General features: G+C 45.2%; 7 protein-coding genes. 3 read left to right on the top strand and 4 right to left on the bottom strand.

From position 1 onward, the window contains the following. Positions 1-3: 3 nt before the first annotated feature. The 4 genes from H8S52_RS02120 to H8S52_RS02105 form a co-directional block, all read right to left on the bottom strand. Positions 4-1,773: a bacterial Ig-like domain-containing protein gene (locus H8S52_RS02120; RefSeq protein WP_186909243.1), complete on the bottom strand. Its 1,770-nt coding sequence runs from the start codon at positions 1,771-1,773 to the stop codon at positions 4-6. Positions 1,774-1,866: 93 nt separating this feature from the next. After that, positions 1,867-3,618, bottom strand: coding sequence for a RagB/SusD family nutrient uptake outer membrane protein (locus tag H8S52_RS02115; protein WP_186909242.1), 1,752 nt, complete (start codon positions 3,616-3,618; stop codon positions 1,867-1,869). 38 nt (positions 3,619-3,656) lie between these two features. Beyond that, the gene (locus H8S52_RS02110) at positions 3,657-6,851 is read right to left on the bottom strand and encodes a TonB-dependent receptor (RefSeq protein ID WP_186909241.1); all 3,195 of its coding nucleotides are present in this window, start codon (positions 6,849-6,851) and stop codon (positions 3,657-3,659) included. A gap of 390 nt (positions 6,852-7,241) precedes the next feature. After that, positions 7,242-11,504: a two-component regulator propeller domain-containing protein gene (locus H8S52_RS02105; RefSeq protein WP_186909240.1), complete on the bottom strand. Its 4,263-nt coding sequence runs from the start codon at positions 11,502-11,504 to the stop codon at positions 7,242-7,244. A 176-nt stretch (positions 11,505-11,680) separates the two neighbouring features. Between H8S52_RS02105 and H8S52_RS02100 the strand changes: the two genes are divergently transcribed. Genes H8S52_RS02100 through H8S52_RS02090 form a run of 3 tightly spaced genes read left to right on the top strand, consistent with a single transcriptional unit; the run spans position 11,681 to position 16,164 of the window. Further along, positions 11,681-13,168, top strand: a complete 1,488-nt coding sequence (locus H8S52_RS02100) for an arabinan endo-1,5-alpha-L-arabinosidase (RefSeq protein WP_186909239.1) — start codon at positions 11,681-11,683, stop codon at positions 13,166-13,168. Positions 13,169-13,188: 20 nt separating this feature from the next. Continuing rightward, on the top strand, positions 13,189-15,168 hold the full coding sequence (locus H8S52_RS02095; RefSeq protein ID WP_186909238.1) for an alpha-L-arabinofuranosidase C-terminal domain-containing protein: 1,980 nt from the start codon (positions 13,189-13,191) through the stop codon (positions 15,166-15,168). A 24-nt stretch (positions 15,169-15,192) separates the two neighbouring features. Then, positions 15,193-16,164: a glycoside hydrolase family 43 protein gene (locus H8S52_RS02090; protein ID WP_186909237.1), complete on the top strand. Its 972-nt coding sequence runs from the start codon at positions 15,193-15,195 to the stop codon at positions 16,162-16,164. Positions 16,165-16,453 lie beyond the last annotated feature (289 nt).

Here is a 16,453-nt window from a genome sequence, read left to right as displayed (position 1 = left end):
TTCTTAATTATTGAAGACGAGATGGCAACCGTCAACAGACAGTGCGAAGTTCAAGTCGTTTGCATCTATGGTGTTGATGCCCCAATAGCATTGGGTGGAGATTGCATCATCGGTTCCTTGCATCACTGCTTGAACGTCGGCGGTACCGTCACCGCAATTAGTCACGTAGACCGTAACTTTGGCTCCGTTCATTCCGGCAAGCCAAGTAGCCCAGTCGCCTTGTGTTCCGTTGTGAACGCAGGCGGCATATCCATCGCCCCAGCCAAAGTTATCGGCTCGGACCACTGCGTAGTGTTCACCGGTACTCTTACGGAGAACTACAAGGAAATTGTTCCAGTTCCCTGCCAGGTTGCTGTAATTAGTAAACGAAATACACTTTGTCTGACCTGAAGGTACATTGAAATTATCTGAGTAGGTCTCCGGATTAAACCACAGAGTTGAGTTGTCTGTATTTCCTAACTGACCGCTTGTGTTCTTCACGACAGTCGCTTCGGAGACGGTGACATTTACCGTTGCGGTGATGTTTTCTCCGGCGGTAATGGTAACCGGTTGCGAACCGGCCTTTGCCGGAATGGCAGAGAAGCTGAGTTTCGCGTTGTCAATGACTGCCAAACTCCCGTCAGAGTAGGTTCCCGTAACTACCATGCCTGTTGGGTCGAAAGGCATCATGCAACTCTTGGCTTCTTCCGAGGTGTAGTAATAGGGCTTTGTACGCGAGGGTGCAGTGGTTATTGAAATAGATTGAAGTACTCCCACAACCTTAAAAGACGCGTTAGCCACAATCGGTTTGTCGCAGTTTTCGCCCTTGAAGGTTTTGTTGTAGACAGCTACAAGAGTCTTATCTCCTATTTGATTTATATCTGGGATGGCTGAAAATGAGAGTTCGGAAGCCGTTACGGTTTTAGTCACTCCCTCTTCAAAGGTTACAATGGCAGAGATGTTAGTCATGGCCTCTTCAAGCGAAGTACCCAAAGATATCTGTGCGGGTACATTCTGCAATACCATTGATACCGGATTTTTGTCTGCGGCAGATGTAAGCCCACCGACAGGAACGATGTTGGTTTGCAGGAAGTCGATGTAAGAGCCTTCGGGGACTAAGAAGCAGCGAATGTTGGTGTTGCTTGCATCTGCATTCAGGTTGGGTTCTTTATTCGGTTGTGCATAGGTCTTAGTAGCCACACCGTTGGTCATCTTGACGGTGAAAGCATTTTCGCTGGTGCGGTCTACGGTGAGCGTCACTTTGCCACCCAACTTTTGTACGTTCTCGTCTTTGTTATCAACGGGATTAAGAAGCAAGGTGCCCGATATGTACTGGAAGTCAATATGATCGCCCCACTGAGAGTTATAAGTTTCAGGGTTACCTGTAACATCAAAGCGGATAGCTCCATATTCGGTATATCCCTCACCGCCACGTTCCACATCATTGGTGATGATAAGGGCAAAGTTCTTATAATATGTGTTATCGGCAGGGTTGATGTTAAGATTGAACACCGCGTTCCATTTCTCGCCGTCAGGTATCACATAATACTTAGAAAAGGCAGCCCAGAAACCGGAGGTGAAATCCGTATTCCCGATGGTGTATACATCTTCCTGCATACCTTCAAGTATTTCATCTTCCGGTTCTTTCTTGGAGTCTTCTATTTCCTGTATTTTATCAGAAATCCATTCGGGAGCATTTACGTCATAGAGTTCGCCTCCTTCGCAGCTTGCCAGGACCAACATCCACAAGGTTGCTGCACAACAGAAAAATGTTATTTTATAGAAATGTTTCATTTTCTTTATTTTTTAATAGGTAATGGTTTGAAACGTTCCCCGCCTGTTCCGGTTGAGGCCGTAGGGCTGAGGGGAGTGTGTTTCTAAGTTTATTTACTTGCTTAACTCTACGACTGGACGTACTTTCCATTTGTTTTCCCGGAAGTAAATGGAATTATCTGTACTGTAATTGGCTGAGTTTCCTGTCAGGTTCGGATTGTTGTTCATCAACTGCTGTACGATAGGCAGAAACTCATGTCCAGGTCTGTAAGTATCGAAAGTGCTCTTCAGTTCGGAGTCGCTTGCTATATCGCTGTACTTCACAGGATCCTTTACTCCATTTATGGAGCGGCGCACTGTGCCATGTTCTTTTAGTTGTTGCAGGCGTCCGTTGTCATAGAAGAATCCCCAGCGGATGAGGTCGAAGCCTCGTCCGAATTCGCATCCGAATTCTTTAGGACGTTCCACGTTGGCTATCTGTTCAAAGAGCTTGTCGGCAGAATTGAAGTCTTCGAGCTTCAGATCTACCAGATTGGCGCGGTTACGCACTTCATTAATCCAATCGATAGCTTGCTGTGTAGGACCGTTGACTTCGTTCTCGCACTCGGCAGCGCGTAGCAGTACATCGGAGTAGCGCATCAGCCGCAGGTTGATGCCATCGTGCAAGCCCGTAACCACAGTGCTATATAATCCGGTGCGGAGATTCGTGAATTTGGCAATCGGCAGACCTCCGAAAGTGTTGTTGGTCACGATATTATCAGTGGCTTTAAGTATATTTGTATAAGCCACGTTGCCATATTCGAAGTTTTCCCAATCGGTTTCATAAGTCCCAATGGTCCAATAGAGTCTGGGGTCGAGTTTCCCACTGGTGGTACGCTCTTCTTTAAAAAGCTGGTAAAGCCAGGGCGAAGCCGAGATGTCGGCCCATCCGCCGTAGGCACCTGGAGCGAAGTTGCTCTCAACGGCCGAGCCTTGTGTGGCATTGGGGCTTGTGTTTACTGGTGTCCATTCATCGTCGGTGCCTTGCGCTCCATAGTCGAGGAATTGTACTTCGAAGAGGCTCTCTGTGTTGTTCTCGTATGCCGAACCTTCACGGAAGTTATCTCCGTAGTTGTCCATCAGTTTATAAGTGCCATACTTTTTGGCGATGATATCTTTCAATACCGGAAGTGCTTCGCTGTATTTTTGACGCATCATGAGGGCGCGGGCATAATAGCCAGCCGCAGCACCGCAGGTGGCACGTCCACCGCTCCATTCACTGCCTTCATCACGGGAGGGAAGCAATTCCATTGCTTCCAGAAAGTCTTTTTCCACTTGGTCGAGCACTGCATCATAGGTGCTGTTGGCGCCATAAAGTCCGTTTAACGAAGAGTAGGTAGCATAATCCGTAATGAGAGGCGGATTCTGATAATAGCCCACTAAGTTGTAGTAGGATAGAGCGCGAAGGAAAAGCGCCTGTCCTTTGATACGTTTCATTTTTTCGGTAAGTTGGCTGTTATCTTCACCGCAGCGTGAAATGGTGAAATTGCACACATTGATAGTATAGTACCACTCACGCCAGGGCCACCATGTAACGTCTGAAGTGACTTCAGCATTAAGATCATCAAAAGGCAGATACCACACTTGTGAAGAGTTCCAGGCTTCATCGCCACGACATACATCGATGGTGTAGCCTACACGAGCATAAGAACCTTCCATGCGGATGTGGTTGTAGGCGGCAATCACACATTCCTCCAAGTCATCAGGATTAAAGCCGAATGTACTTGAGGTTTGCTGGTTGGGATTCAACAGTTCTAATCTGTCGTTGCAGGAAGTCAACATGCCAAATCCCAAAATGAGAGCAAGTGAATATTTATTTAGTTTCATAAGATCTGTTTTTAATTTAGGTACTAGAAAGGTAAAGATTAGAATGTAAAATGAACACCACACATGAAAGTACGTGCAGTAGGATAAGAACAGAAATTGTATCCCGGAGTGAAAGTTCCTCCTGCATAATCCACATTGTAACCATGATAGCCGGTAAATGTGTGGAGATTCTGTGCCGATATGTAGAAACGTACATCGGATACATATTTGTCGAACCACTTATCCGGGAAGTTGTAGCCCAATTCTACATTGGCTATTTTCCAGTAGGCTGCATTCTGAATCTTGCGTGAACTGAAGAGGTCGTTCCAACCCAAGCTGGCACTGTTGGTAACATAGGTGCGTGGCACGTTGGAAAGGTAAGTGCTGCCGTCTTCGCTAAAGCGGTTGGCATCGAGCATACCCACTTCTTTGTTTCCCCAGCCATAGCAAGAGTTGAGTGAGTTGTAGATGTCGTCGCTAACGTGATAGTTCAGTGCGCCGAACGTTGCGATGCTCAGGTCAAAGCGCTTGTATTCAAAACGGGCATTAAGGCCGAAATTGATTTTTGGCATGCCGCTGCCCAATACCACTTGATCTTCGGAGTCTACTTTACCGTCATTGTTTACGTCTTTATAGAGGCAGTCGCCAATTTGGGCGCCTTCTTGTGTGGCGTGGTTGTCAAGAACTTCTTGCGTGCGGGCGATACCTTCATAAACCCAACCGTAGAACTGACCGATTTCTTCGCCTACTTTAGTGATGTAAGAACCTGAGATATAAGAATCGGTACCGAAACCTAATGAGGTTACGCGGTTGCGTAATGTGCTAAGGTTGGCCGATACTTCATATTTGAAGTCATGGTCGCGGTTACGGTAGGTAGCGGAGAACTCAAAACCGGAGTTGTTCATCGAAGCGGCATTCATCGTTACGGTGGTATTGGACACTCCGGCTTGTTCCGGAACAGGAACAGCATACAGAAGGTCTTCGCTGGTATTCTTGTACCACTCAGCTGTAAACTCCAAACGATTGCGGAACAAAGCAAGATCAATACCCACATTGTAGGTCTTCTTTTTCTCCCATGCAAGGTTATTGTCCACGAAAGTGGAAACGGCAGAACCGGTCACTACGTTACCGTTGAAATTGTAAGTCATATTATTGCGTGACATGACGGCCTGATACATGTACTCACCGATGTTCTCATTACCAAGCTCGCCATAGCTTGCACGAACTTTGAACATGTTCACGACGTCCGGATTGAAAGGGAAGAAGCTTTCTTTGTCGAAGCGCCAGCCCACAGAGACGGAAGGGAAAGTTCCCCAACGGATACTTCTGGTCAGGCGTGAGCTGCCATCCCGGCGTACTGTTGCCGATAATAAATACCTGTCATCGTAGTTGTAATTGATACGACCGATGTAGGACAAGATAGCATGCTTGTATTCGTAACTTTCGGAATACGTGTTGGCGGCATTCTGAAGTTGTAGGAAATAAGGTTCGGTAAAGTTGATTCCCCATCCGGTCAGCAGGTCGGTGTTTTCTTCTTCGTAAGTCTGGCCTGCCACTACGTTGATGTGGTGTTTGCCTATCGTACCATCGTAAGTAAGCACATTCTCTATCAAGGCGTCCGAATAAATACGGGAACCCTTGGTCAACCGTTCATTACTCTTGGACAGATAGACGCGGTTACTCTGCACCCATGCCGGAATCCAAGTGAAGTCCTTGCAGAAGGTTTTGCTGTAAGAGAGGTTTATTTTATAGTTGAGTTTGTGGTTTTTGCTGTTGAAGCCGAACATATTGAAGATGTCTACGTCTGCCGAGCCTGTTCCCACGAAACGGTCCACACGTGTGTTACGTTGCAGCAGGTTGTTTACCAGTAATGGATTGGAAGCGGAGATATCACCATGTATGGTATCGTAGTATACGCCATAGCCGTAAGCGTCATAATTGAAGTTGTTGGCAATTCCCACCAAATTGTCGAGCACCCATGTTGAAGAATCGTATGCTTTGATGGTGGGCTGCATCAGTAAGGTTCCGCGTAGAATGTTGGTTACGTCGCCATACAGACCTTGAACGTATTCGGAAGCATTGGACAGGCCCATGTTGTCTTGGTCGGAGTGGGAGTAAACAAGGCTGGTCTGGAACTTTATGAACTTGGTGTCCATACTGTTGTTGACACGTGCGGTGTAACGTTCGTAGTTAGGACCGGCACCTTCGAGTGTTCCTTTTTGGTTGAAATAGTCTAATGCTATATTATAGGTGTTGTGAGCACCACCTCCGGAAAGGTTTATATTATGGTTTTGACGGATACCCGTTTTGAATACTTCGTCGAACCAGTTGGTATTGGTGTCATCTTGGAAATGGTATTTCCCGGTTTCGCTGTTGAGCTTGTATCCCGATGGCAACGGAGTGTTGGAGTTTGCACAAGCCTGACCGATGTACTGGCTGTATTGGTCGGCATCCATTACATCATAGACTCCCTTAGGAATATAATCCATACCGAAATATCCATTGTAGTCCACTTTCAGCGGTTGGTCTTTTTGTCCGCGTTTGGTGGTGATGATAATCACACCGTTGGCAGCACGTGAACCGTAGATGGCGGCAGCCGAAGCATCCTTCAATACCTGGATGGTTTCAATATCGTTGGAAGAAAAATCGCGGATGGAAGTTCCCATGGGAACGCCGTCGATGACATAAAGGGGAGAAGTACTGCCGAAAGATCCTACACCGCGAATACGTACGGTAGGATCGGCACCCGGCTGTCCGTCGGAGGTGACTTGCACGCCGGAAACCTTGCCTTCAAGCATGGTGGAGATGTTGGAGTTTGATGTCTGTTTCAAAGCTTCCGCATCTACTACGGCAACAGAACCGGTTAAGTCGGATTTCTTTTGTGTACCATAACCTACAACAACCACTTGTTCCAGCATCTGGTCATCAGCCTGTAATTGTATGGAATCAATAATGGCGCGGTTGCGAACTGCTACTTCGCGTTCCTTGAAACCCACATAGCTTATCAAAAGAATAGCGTTTCCGGGAACTTCCAACTGGAAGTTTCCATCCAGATCGGTAATGGTTCCGCCTTGTCCGCCTTTAACTCTGATGGTAGCTCCTGGCATAGGTTCACCTTGTTCGTCGACAATTTGGCCACGAACCTTGATAGTCGGAGATTGTGTCACAGTAGCCATGGCAGGTGTAGGATACACCGTCATACCGCTAAAGGCACACAGACCAAGCATTACGGAAAGAAATAAATGTTTCCTCATTTTTAAAAGAATTAAGATTATTAAATTAATGGATTAGAGTATAATTAATTATATTGAAAATATCAAATTAATCAATATACGATCCGATGTTAACCGTCGGGGAGTCTGGTCACAGACTCCACAAAATTAGGGGAGATTGAATTTGGCTAATACCATTTACGATGGATAGCCGTTCTCTTGTCGTTCTTCATATATTAATATTAAAATTAGGTTTTCAATCATTGCTTTTCCTTGAAGGGATTTCTTGAAGGAATGAGCAATGATTGTGCGACAAAAGTAGGACTTATGGTGTAAATGAGGGTGGACAAATGAGTTTTAGAGGTGGATAAACGAACTTAAAGTGTAAGTAATACAACTATATAGATTTATTGTTTATTGTCGTAAGTAAGGCTATTCTTCTTTATTAAGTAGTGAACTCGGTGTTGTATTGAAGTATTTGGTGAAGCATCTTGTGAAGTATTTAGGGTCATTAAATCCTACTTCATAGGCAATTTCTGCAATGTTCATACTTTTATTCTCCCGGTTTTTCAATAATAGTTCGCGGGCAATGTTCAGGCGATAGTTACGTATGAATTGTCCGGCAGACTGCCCGACAAGACTTTGTAGCTTTTTGTTCAACAGGCTTTTGCTCACACTTGCCGCTTCGCAGAAATCGCTCACCTCGAAATAGGAATTTTTGTAGTTCTCCTTAATGACATCCATGATGCGGTTGAGGAACTTCTTGTCGCCCGATTCCTCTTCCATATTCAAGGCATCCACATCCATGGCTATAGCAAACTTCTTTTGATAACGTTTACGGTTCTCAAGAATATTCTCGATGCGAGTAAGCAGTAATGTCTCGTCAAAAGGTTTCAGTAAATATTCGTCAACTCCTATGCGGTAGCTTTCCAGGCGTGATTCCTGCGATGTCTTGGCTGTCAGCATAAGGAAAGGGATATGGGAGATAGCGAAATTCTCTTTTACCCGGCGGGACAGTTCAATGCCGTCCATTACGGGCATCATCAGGTCACTGATGATAAAGTCTACCGAATGTGAGTTTAATATATTCAAAGCCTCTGCTCCATGGGCAGCTTCGAACACATTGTATTTATCCCGTAGGATGGAACGGATATATCCACGCATATCCGCGTTGTCCTCGACCACCAGGATTGATAAACCTTTTCCGAAAGTATCGGATGGGGGTAGCGCATCGGAAGTCATAAGTTGCGGGGCACTTTCGGCCAGTGTTTCCACCGTATTGCTTTCCGGTGTTATTGGCAGGAGGATGCGTAGCGAGCAGCCTGTCGTATGGTTGTTTTGCGCATGGATTTCACCCCCATGCATCTGTACGATACGTTTACACAAGTAAAGTCCGATGCCGCTTCCAGCCTGTCCGTACATAGGATATTTGGTTTGTCCTTGCGACTGGTAGAAACGGTTGAATATTTTGATTGTGTCATCATCAGGAATACCGCTACCTGTGTCGCTGACACAGATGTAAAGCATGGATTTGCGGTTATCAGCAGGAGGTAGCAGGGCTATGAACAAAGACACACTTCCGCCGTTTGGCGTAAATTTAATGGCATTGCTCAGCAGGTTCGTCAGCACTTTGTGCATCGCTTCTTCATCGTAAGAGATTTCCGGTGAAGGCATCCGGAAATAACGTTTCACTGTGATGTCTCTTTCTTTGGCAAAGACTTCAAAAGATATGATCAGTTCATTGGCAAATTTCAGAAAATTATTCCGGGATTTTACGATTTCCAGTTTGCCCGACTCCACCTTACGGAAATCCATAAGCTGGTTGACAAGCGATAACAGGTATTTGGAATTGCGTTCCACGAAATGTAACTGCTCGATGACTTGAGGGTTGTAGCTTAACTTTAATGCACGCTCTATCGGTCCTATGATCAGTGTGATTGGGGTGCGGAATTCGTGTGTGATATTGGTGAAGAATGCTATCTTATCCAAGGTCAGCTCTTGTATCTTACGTGTCATTTTAGTAAGCTGCGCTTTCTGCCGGGTAATTTTTTCGTTTTGTTGCTTCAACATCCGGTTCTGACGGGACAACTCTTCGGTCTGTTCTTCCAGTAGTTGTTTCTGCTTTTTCAGTTCATGGGTGCGTTGTTCCACCTTTTGGTGTAATCTTGCTTTTTGCTCTTTCAGGCTTCGTATGCGCCATTGGTAGAATTGCCATGTAGCGAATGTGGCAAGGATTATTACAAGCAGTATAAACCAGGTTGTCTTGTAAAAATAGGGCTGGATTGTTATTTGCAGTTCCGTTATATTATCCTCTCCGGTTGGGGTGTAGGGCGTGTACTTCACTTGCAGCGTATAGTTTCCCGGAGACAGATTGGTGTAAGTAGCAAAACGCCGGCTAGCAGGCACGTGTATCCAACGGTTGTCAAAACCCAGTAGGCGGTAACTGTAAGTGGCGGTATTGTCGGACTCGTAGTTGAGTGCGGAAAATTCCAGTGAAAAAGATTTTTCACGTTCGTGGATGCGGATAGCCTTACTGACGGCAATATCGAGCGGCAAGTATTCGTTGCCGGGGAATATTTCCTCGTTTCCTACTTTCAAATGGGTGAACCGTATTTTGGAAGACTGGGTTGTAAGGGCAGGCAGGTTGCAATCTATGGCAACCAGCCCGGATACGGTGCCGAGATAAAGCTTGCTGTATTGTGAACGGTGAGCTGCATTCCAGTAAAACTGGGTATCGGCAAGACCGTCTTGTCGGTTGTAGTTGATAAAGTGGTTTTCTTTGGGTTGGAAGCGCGACAGCCCATTGTTGGTTGCTATCCAGATACATCCTTTATCATCTTCCAGGATACTGCGGATACTGTTGTCTGGCAGACCATGAAGGGAGTTGTAACAGACAAACTGTTCTTCTCCATCTTCGTTCTGCATACGTTTATAAATGCCATAACCGTTGCTGCCCAACCACAGTGTGCCGTCCTGAGTTTCGTAAAAGCAACATATCTTTTCTATCAGTCCGGAAGACGGATCATCCAGTTTGTACTTCAGATGACGGTAACGGAATGTTCCCTCAGGCGATGAGACGGAGCGGGAGTGCAGGTCGATGATATAAACGCCGTCCAGACATCCCATCCATAATTGCCCGTCTTTGTCTATGATAGAGCCGATGCAACCTCGTATGTCTTCGGCGGCACGCTTGGCAAATGGTGAACAAAGCTGTTTATGCGCCAGGTCATAGAAGAATAATCCCTGGTTTGCTCCGATCCACATACCGTTGTTTATGGAGTCGTAGGCCAGAGCTCCGATAAAGTCTATGGGGTAGTTGCCTTTATTCCGGGCTGTGATTGCTTCTATTCTGTGCTGTGGGTTTTGTGGGTTGATAAGGTTGATGCCGCCGCCCCATGTACCAATCCACAATCTTCCTTGCCCGTCGGCGGTGATGGCGCTAACAGAGTTGTGGGTAAGAGTGCCGCTTTCGTATGTATAATGGATGAAGCTGTCGCTTCCTACCGCCTTTTTATTCAGCCCCCCTTCTACGGTGCCTACCCATAAGTTTCCGCTATTATCTTCGTAAACGGCGTTCACCGGATTGTGAGAGATTGTTTGGAGATTCTTGTTATCATGCTGATAATTTTGTATGGACAGACGCTTGGCGGTCATTTTATTGATACCACCACTTTCGGTTCCTACCCAGATATGCTGCCCTTCTACGATGATGCAGTTGATAAAATTGCTGTTCAGTAGCTTGCTGCCTGTATTGGATGCCTGGTCACTTATGCGTTCAAAATTGTCCTTTATGGGATTGTATATGTTGATGCCTTTCAGGCTGGCAACCAGTAATTGTTTGTCGTTGGTTATGGCGAGACAGGTCAGGAAATTTTGTGAGAGGGAATGAGGATTGTCAGGGGTATGCATATATTGTTTCACTATACCTTCGTTTTTATTATATCGGTACAAACCTTTGTCGGTGGCGATCCATACTTCATTTTCTTTGGCTATGAAGTCTGTAAAATATAGATCCGGTGCAAAACTCAGGCAGTCGTCGATTAAGGTTGCCTCTAGTTTGCTTTGTGCAGTGATACCTATTTTGTGTAGTGCGCCATTGATACCTATCCATACTTTTCCCTCATTTTCCACGTCCTTAAAGATGATATCGTATCGGTAAGGATTAGGAATCTCTAGTGAATGAATACTTTCTATATCTCCATTAGTGCGGAAAGCAATACGGTGCAGGCTATTGCTGCAATACAGCCAAATACATCCATTGGCATCTTGTGTAACCATGAATGCCGGTTGCTTAATGAGTGTCTCCAGTCTCTTTCGGGGATCATGAGGCAATACGGACTGCATGGTTGTTAGGTCGATAATATCAGTGCCCCCTTCTGATACAACCCAAAGCCGCTGAAAGTTGTCTTCGTAGACTTTGCGTATGAAGTTGCTCTTGAGCCGGCAATGTGGGGTAGCCGGAGTGAAGTTGACGAATTCATAGCCGTCGTATCGGGATAGTCCACCTCCCGACATGGAAATCCAAAGGAAGCCTTGCCGGTCTTTGTAGATATCATCAACAAAATTATTGGGAAGCCCCTCATTCATGGTTATGTAGATTGTGTTATACCGGTTGGTAAAAGACTCCTGAGCCCACAAAATAGCGGGGCTTGCCAAAGCGATATATAATATAATAATACGAAAAAACTTATGCATTGTTTCATCATTTGGTATTAGCACAAGCAAAGTTAATGTATTACTTGTGATGATATAAAAAGTCTGCGGTCTTTTTTGTGAAGTTGGAAGATTGTCCACCTTAAAAGGTCATATATCCACCTCTACTGTTTTGGGTATGGCGTACATTTGCATTGTATTTTTAATTTGCTGATATTATGAGAAAAATGTTATGTGTGGTCGTCACGTCTATGGGAATTCTGTTTGCTAATTGTAATTCTCCGGTTTTTACTCCCATAGCTTCGCCTAATCCCTGGCAGGATGACTACTCTTTTTTGTCCTCTATGGACAACTACCGCTTGTGGGGAACTTACAATGTGCATGATCCGTCTTGTTGTAAATTGGGTGATTATTATTATATGTACTCTACCGATGCCATTTTAGGTGAGAACCGTCAAGAAGCCGAAGAAAAAAATGTTCCGTTGGGATACATACAAGTGCGCCGTTCCAAGGACCTTGTCAAATGGGAGTTTGTTGGCTGGGCTTTTCCGGAAATACCGCAGGAAGCTGTGGAGTGGGTACGTTCGCATGCCGGAGGTGAGGGAGCAACGAACATCTGGGCTCCTTATATAATCCCTTTTGGTGATAAATACAGACTCTACTATTGCGTATCGGCTTTTGGCCGCAAGACATCGTATATAGGTATGGCAGAGGCTGCATCACCCGAAGGCCCTTGGACACAACGAGGTTGTGTTGTCAAGACCAATGAGGCTTCGGTAATGAATGCAATTGATCCGAGCGTCATGGCCGATCCTGTCACCGGAAAGTGGTGGATGCATTATGGATCATTCTTTGGAGGATTGTACTGCGTAGAGTTGGATCCGGAAACCGGACTTCCCGCCGAGGAGGGAGATCAGGGGCATCTCACCGCACGCCGCGCCAATTATCAGAAAGATAATCTGGAAGCTCCCGAGATTATTTACAATCCTGATCTGAAACAGTATTATTTGTTTGTTTCATACGATCCGCTGATGACCACCTATAACGTACGGGTAGGGCGTTCGGACAAAGCGGAAGGCCCGTTTGTTGATTTCTCCGGCGTGGAACTGAAAGACACTACTAATAATTTTCCTATTCTGACAGCTCCATATCGTTTTCATAATCATCCGGGTTGGGCAGGGACTGCACACTGCAGTGTATTCACCTCGGATGAAGGGCAATACTTTATGGCACATCAGGGACGCCTATCACCCCATAACCAAATGATGGATCTTCATCTGAGACAGGTCTTTTTTACGCCCGACGGATGGCCGGTGGTGTCGCCCGAACGTTATACAGGCAGTGTTTCCCGTAAATTCTCGGCAGAAGATATGGCAGGAGAGTGGGAAGTTATACGCATACAGGAACCTGCGTATGAACGCCGTTTGCAGGCAGGCCAGATCCTATGGGGGGAGGGACAGCTCAAAGAAGAGGAGTGGAACGTGTCTCATTTGCTGTCCTTGGAGAAGAACGGACATTTAGGTGAGAATAAAGGTACCTGGAAACTTTTGGAAGCAAAGCAATTATTGTCCCTGACCCTGGAAGGTGAAATTATAAATAATCTGATTATATTTGCCGGACACGATTGGGAAAACGAAAAGGAAACTGTTCTTTTCACAGGACTGGACAGTTGTGGCAGGTCTATATGGGGAAAGCGAATTAAGTAATCATATATACATTTTATACCATGAAAAAATACAAAGGTTTATTGGCAGTGCTGGCTCTTGCGGCAGGTTCGGCACTGCAAGCACAAACAAATGAATTGGTGATACAAGCCGGGAAACCGGGAGCGGAAATTCAGCCTACTATGTATGGTCTGTTTTTCGAAGATATCAATTATGCTGCCGACGGCGGTCTGTATGCCGAACTTGTGAAGAACCGTTCATTTGAATTTCCGCAACATTTTATGGGGTGGAAGACATTCGGTAAGGTATCTTTGAAAGATGACGGTCTTTTTGAAAGAAACCCGCATTATGTGCGTTTGGCGTATGCCGGACATCCGCATAAACAGACCGGATTGGACAATGAAGGCTTTTTCGGTATCGGAATAAAAAAAGGCGCAGAGTATCGTTTCTCTGTATGGGCACGTGTGGCAGAAGGGGAAACACCCGCTAAAATCCGTGTGGAGCTGGCCGATACGAAATCTATGAATGAACAACAGGCTTTTGCAACTGCCGATGTAACGGTCGATTCAAAGGAATGGAAAAAATATCAGGTGATACTAAAGCCGGAAGTGACCAATCCGAAAGCTATTCTTCGTATTTTCCTTGCTTCCCGGCAAACGGTGGATTTGGAACATATTTCCCTTTTCCCGGTAGATACCTGGCAAGGACATGAAAACGGGCTTCGTAAAGATTTGGTGCAGGCACTGGCAGATATAGAGCCGGGTGTATTCCGTTTTCCCGGCGGATGTATTGTAGAAGGTACTGATATCGCATCACGCTACGACTGGAAAAAGTCGGTAGGTATGGTAGAGAACCGTCCGCTGAATGAAAATCGTTGGCAATATACTTTCCCGCATCGGTTCTTTCCCGATTATTACCAAAGTTATGGTTTGGGATTTTATGAGTTCTTCCAGCTTTCCGAAGAAATCGGTGCGGAACCGTTGCCGGTATTGAGTTGCGGTTTGGCTTGTCAGTTTCAAAACCCAAATATGGATGCGCATGTGTCTCTTTGCGACCTGGAGAGTTATATTCAGGATGCGCTCGATCTGATAGAATTTGCAAATGGTGCAGTTGATACTCCCTGGGGAAAGATACGTGCCGATATGGGACATCCCGCACCGTTCAATCTGAAACTTATAGGTATAGGTAACGAGCAGTGGGGAAAGGAATATCCCGAACATCTGGAACCCTTTGTCAAAGCCATTCGCAAGAAATATCCCGACATAAAGATTGTGGGTAGTTCCGGTCCTGATTCGGAAGGTGAGCAGTTTGATTATCTCTGGCCGGAAATGAAAAGTCTGAAAGTCGATTTGGTGGACGAACATTTCTATCGTCCCGAAGCATGGTTCCTAAGCCAGGGAGCGCGTTATGACAATTACGACCGTAAAGGCCCGAAAGTTTTTGCCGGAGAATATGCCTGTCATGGCAAAGGAAAGAAGTGGAACCATTTCCATGCTTCACTACTCGAGGCAGCCTTTATGACCGGATTGGAGCGGAATGCGGATATTGTGCATATGGCTACCTATGCACCGTTATTTGCTCATGTAGAAGGTTGGCAGTGGCGTCCGGACATGATATGGTTTGATAACTTGAATTCAGTGTGTACAGTGAGCTATTATGTGCAGCAGCTTTTCGCAACGCATAAGGGAACGAACGTTCTTTCTCTGACTATGAATAAAAAGCCTGTAACGGGTGCCGAGGGGCAGAACGGGTTATTTGCGAGTGCCGTATGTGACAAAAATAAGAATGAGATCATTGTGAAAGTGGTCAATACCTCAGGCAAAAAGCAGTCTTTGTCTTTGATTTTTAACGGATTGAAAAAGAAAGAAGTTCTGTCGGGAGCACGTTGTATCAAACTTTCTTTCACTAGCATGGATAAGGATAATACTATTGAAAATCCATTGGCAATTATTCCGCAAGAAACATCTTTGGATGTGAATGGGCATACCTTGAACGTAGATTTGGAGCCTGTTACTTTCGCAGTATATATTTTGAAGTATTGATGTCTTGAACTCAAAGGGAATATCATGATGAAAAATATATTTATTTTTGGGGTTAGTTCTTTGATGCTGGCAGTTCCGCAAGGGCTGCTGGCACAAAGTGACACTACTTTTGTTGCTGTGGGAAATCCAATAGTAAAGCATAAGTTTATTGCAGATCCGGCAGCGATGGTACATGATGGAAAAATGTATATTTATGGTGGTCATGATGAGTGTCCTCCACCGAAAGAGCATTATGACTTAAAAGAATGGTGTGTCTTTTCCTCTTCCGATTTGAAAATGTGGACAGAACATGCCGTCCCTCTAAAGGCTAAGGACTTTTCTTGGGCAAAAGGCGAAGCTTGGGCAAGTCAGGTTATAGAACATGAAGGCAAATTCTATTGGTACGTAACGGTGGAGCATGAGACGATTCCCGGTAAGTCCATCGGTGTAGCCGTATCCGATTCACCGACAGGTCCGTTTGTAGATGCCCGTGGTTCCGCCCTCATTACCAACGATATGACAGCAGACCGCAGCAAAAGTTATTGGGATGATATAGATCCCACTGTTTTTATTGACGATGATGGGCAGGCATATCTTTATTGGGGCAATAGTCAATGCTATTTCGCCAAACTGAAGAAGAATATGATAGAATTGGACGGGCCGATTATTCCGGTTGACTTACTTCGCTTCACAGAAGCTCCTTGGATTCATAAAAGAGGCGATTGGTATTACCTTTCTTATGCTTCCGAATTTCCGGAGAAGATATGTTATGCCATGAGTCGCAGTATAACGGGTCCTTGGGAATACAAAGGGATTTTAAATGAATTGGCTGGAAATAGCAATACGAATCATCAGGCTATTATAGAGTTTAAGGGTAATTGGTATTTTATCTATCATAATGGTGGCATTAATCCTACAGGAGGAAGTTTTCGCCGTTCGGTCTGCATAGAGCGTTTGTATTACAATGAAGATGGAACGATGAAGCGTATACAAATGACGACAGAAGGTATTTATTAGGAAAAAAGTGATAGGCCAATTAAAAGTAACAAAAAATAGGGTGATATTGTGAAGAACCACTTTATCACCCTATTGTTTTTATCATGTGCTTACTTAGGGATATTCAGTAAATGTCCCTAAAAAATAAGATGGCATATGAAGATGATAGGACATGACCACTTCATATGCCATTCTTATTGCCATTTTTCGGTGCTTTCTCACATAATTCTATCCGACAGGACATGACGTTCCGGAAGAAGTCTGATGACCTCTTCTGATTCTGTGAGTAACATCATATCATGCTGCTTTA

It is taken from the genome of Bacteroides sp. NSJ-48 (assembly GCF_014287405.1).
Lineage (GTDB): Bacteria > Bacteroidota > Bacteroidia > Bacteroidales > Bacteroidaceae > Bacteroides > Bacteroides stercoris.
The sequence above is the reverse complement of the archived record's forward strand: the minus strand, read 5'-3'. Positions and strand labels throughout refer to the sequence as shown.

What these genes read in the sequence shown, in the direction of transcription:
- H8S52_RS02095 (WP_186909238.1), top strand. Translation starts at nt 13,189, where the DNA reads ATGAAAAAATACAAAGGTTTATTGGCAGTGCTGGCTCTTGCGGCAGGT.
- H8S52_RS02100 (WP_186909239.1), top strand. Translation starts at nt 11,681, where the DNA reads ATGAGAAAAATGTTATGTGTGGTCGTCACGTCTATGGGAATTCTGTTT.
- H8S52_RS02105 (WP_186909240.1), bottom strand. Translation starts at nt 11,504, where the DNA reads ATGCATAAGTTTTTTCGTATTATTATATTATATATCGCTTTGGCAAGC.
- H8S52_RS02090 (WP_186909237.1), top strand. Translation starts at nt 15,193, where the DNA reads ATGATGAAAAATATATTTATTTTTGGGGTTAGTTCTTTGATGCTGGCA.
- H8S52_RS02120 (WP_186909243.1), bottom strand. Translation starts at nt 1,773, where the DNA reads ATGAAACATTTCTATAAAATAACATTTTTCTGTTGTGCAGCAACCTTG.
- H8S52_RS02110 (WP_186909241.1), bottom strand. Translation starts at nt 6,851, where the DNA reads ATGAGGAAACATTTATTTCTTTCCGTAATGCTTGGTCTGTGTGCCTTT.
- H8S52_RS02115 (WP_186909242.1), bottom strand. Translation starts at nt 3,618, where the DNA reads ATGAAACTAAATAAATATTCACTTGCTCTCATTTTGGGATTTGGCATG.